Source organism: Kitasatospora sp. NPDC091207 (assembly GCF_044768625.1).
In the GTDB taxonomy this organism is placed as follows: Bacteria; Actinomycetota; Actinomycetes; order Streptomycetales; family Streptomycetaceae; genus Kitasatospora.
Window position 1 is genome coordinate 1 of the sequence record NZ_JBIVVS010000066.1, and the last position, 2,602, is coordinate 2,602.

Sequence of the window (2,602 nt, forward strand, 5' to 3'; positions counted from 1 at the left end):
TGGACCGGCGAATGCCCCACCTGCCACCGCGAGTTACCCGCCAAGCACCGGACTCGGCACCCTCCATCACTTTAGACCTAACGAAGTACTACTAGGGCCTGTGTGACGTCGTGATCAATCTTCGGGTTCTGCCCCTGCTCCGAGGCAGAGGGCGTGCGGTCGAAGGCGAAGCGCCTGGCCGCGCGCCATCCGTCATGTCCGAGGGATACGTCGGCCGCTGTGAGGGCGGTCCCCGGCGTTGCCGAACCGGTGGGCGAGGCAATCGCACCCACGAGCAGCCGAGTTGAAACCGGCAGGTGCGAGGGCGTAGAACAGCGGCAACGGGGCCTCCCTGGTGCTTCTCCGGCTTCAACACCCAGGTGCTGCGCCGGAGGCCCTGTCTTCGTGCACGGCAGGCCACAAGATCACCCGGCCGAGCCTCCGCAATCGAACAAGATCGGCACGACAGCGGCTTCCAGCGCTGGAGTATCAATCCGCTGGTGGGCGGCGAAGCCCGTCCGGAACACTGCCGCTCTGGCGGTGACGCAGCAGCTCGCACGAGTGACGACGGAGTACTTGAACTTCTGCCGGCAGGCAGCAGAGGTCTCCCCGGACGCCAACCCCCGCTGGGACCCGCCGAGGGCTGACCGGATCGATCTCGACTGGTCGCCCGAGCCCCTCCGGCGACTCCTCCAGCTGGCCCGGTTCGGACCGGCGGCAGCCGCGGCACTCGAACGGTCCACCAACGGTGATGCGCTGATCGATGTCTCTTGCCTCGACCATGACGACGCCGTGGGCACCTTCGGTCCTCCGCCCAGAGCCGTCTCCCCCGCCGCGGTAGCGGAGATCGCCAGCACACTCGCTGCGGTCGAGTGGGAGGCCGCCGTCGCGGTGCTGCCGGCGGACGACCAAGAAGCAGCAACTGCCCTGGGAATGAACATCACCGGCGACCCTCGCCTGCCACTTCGAGGCACTCCGACCGCTGGGCGGGGTACGCCCGCACCGGGGAGGAGTTCGACGTCGGGGAGGAGATGCGGAGGTTCGCACTGGACACCGTCTGGCGCGCGCTCACCGGCCGCGCGGTGGACGGGCACGCCGAAGGCGAACTCGGCGTCGTGGCCGCCGTGGTGGCGGCGCTGCCGACCCTGCCGGCCGACCCGGGCAGCGCCAGGGACGCCTCGCCGCCGGCCTGGCCAGGATCGACGCCGTGGCGCGGACCGCCATCGCCGACGCCCGGCCCACCTCGCCGCCTACTACCCGTTCGGCGTCGGCGCCCGCGCCTGCTTGGGCACCCGGTTCGCGCTCCGCGAGTCGACCGCGCTCCTCGAACTCCTCCTCCCCGCCCACACCCCCCGCTTCTGCACCACCCCGGCCGGTACCGCCCACAGCGTCACCGTTCCGCCCCGACAGGCCCACCCCGGCCACCCTTCCCCCACCAGGTGGGACGGCCGGTCCAGTCGCCCCCGGGCAGGTCCAGGACGTCCCCCACCACTCGCGGGCGAATTAAACATCCGGATTCCACGTACCAAATCCATGCCAACCGGACTCACTCCATTCAGATGAGCGATTTCTTGACTACAGAGAGATAGTGCAATATCACATAACAGTGCTGCTGGACGGACCAGGAGCTCTGCACACAGGAGAAGCACCTCATGACTCGCAAGATGCTGACGACGGCCGCCGCTACGGGTGCCCTGGCACTCGCTCTCGCCGGCGCGACCCCGGCCGTCGCTGCCGGTACCGCCGCCACCACCACCGAGACCGCCACGGAGGTCTGCGACGCCTCCGGCCTGCAGTCCGGCCTCTGGACCAAGCTCTGCTACACGGTCACTGAGGACGGCGTCCAGTTCACCGGCCGGATCGGCCTGGCCGGCCCGCCGAGCCCCGGCGGCCCGCCCCTGCGGACGAAGCTGGTCGATGCGGTCCTGACCACCGACATCGAGGGCGGCGAATCGCTCGGCACCGTGCAGCAGTCCCTGCTCTTCCGGGCCACCACGCTGGAGATCGCCGGCTACGGCGGCACCGTCCCGTGCGGCTCGACCGTCACCGCGACCTTCTCCGTCTCCGCAGACGGCTGGTACACCGCCCCGATCAGCACCAGTGTGGTGGTGCCCTGCTGATGCCCAGAGCGATACGGGCCCGAAGACGGCCGGGCAGACCCCGGCCGCCGGTCCCGCATCAGCCCCGAGCCCGTTCCGCAGGACCCGGCCACGGTGTGATCAGCGGGTGGCGCGGCAGGAGCTGCGCCACCCGCCTCCCGGCGGGCCCCCGCGCGAACGGCGACCGCCGGCCTCCGGGGGGCCGGAGCCGTCGGACCGTGCCCGCTCCGCGTCAGGTACCGGAGCCGCTTGCGCCGGACTCGATGCGCGCGGTGAGCCCGTCCAGCAGGGTCGTCCTGTGGTGGGACTGAGTCCGGCCCGGAACACGACGAGGGTTCAGCTTCTGCGGATCGACCTCACCGGCTTCGGTGCGGCTTGGACTCTCGTTCGATCGGCAGGCCTCGTGATCGGTATGACAACGGCTTCTCGGCTTGACGTTTAACCTCGGCGGGCCTGGTGTTCCTTGATCGACTCGGCGCGTTTGACCGTTTTGCCGACGTCGTGGTGCTTGGCGCGTTGCTTGT

2 protein-coding genes are annotated in these 2,602 nt (G+C 70.0%); both read left to right on the forward strand.

Annotated features, from left to right (window positions below; all coding sequences use genetic code 11):
* Positions 1 to 912 precede the first annotated feature (912 nt).
* A complete protein-coding gene (locus ACIQTO_RS38105) occupies positions 913 to 1,542 on the forward strand; it encodes a cytochrome P450 (RefSeq protein WP_402398259.1) in 630 nt (209 codons plus the stop codon).
* An 89-nt stretch (positions 1,543 to 1,631) separates the two neighbouring features.
* Entirely contained in the window at positions 1,632 to 2,099 is a 468-nt protein-coding gene (locus ACIQTO_RS38110; RefSeq protein WP_402398257.1) for a hypothetical protein, read from the forward strand.
* Positions 2,100 to 2,602 lie beyond the last annotated feature (503 nt).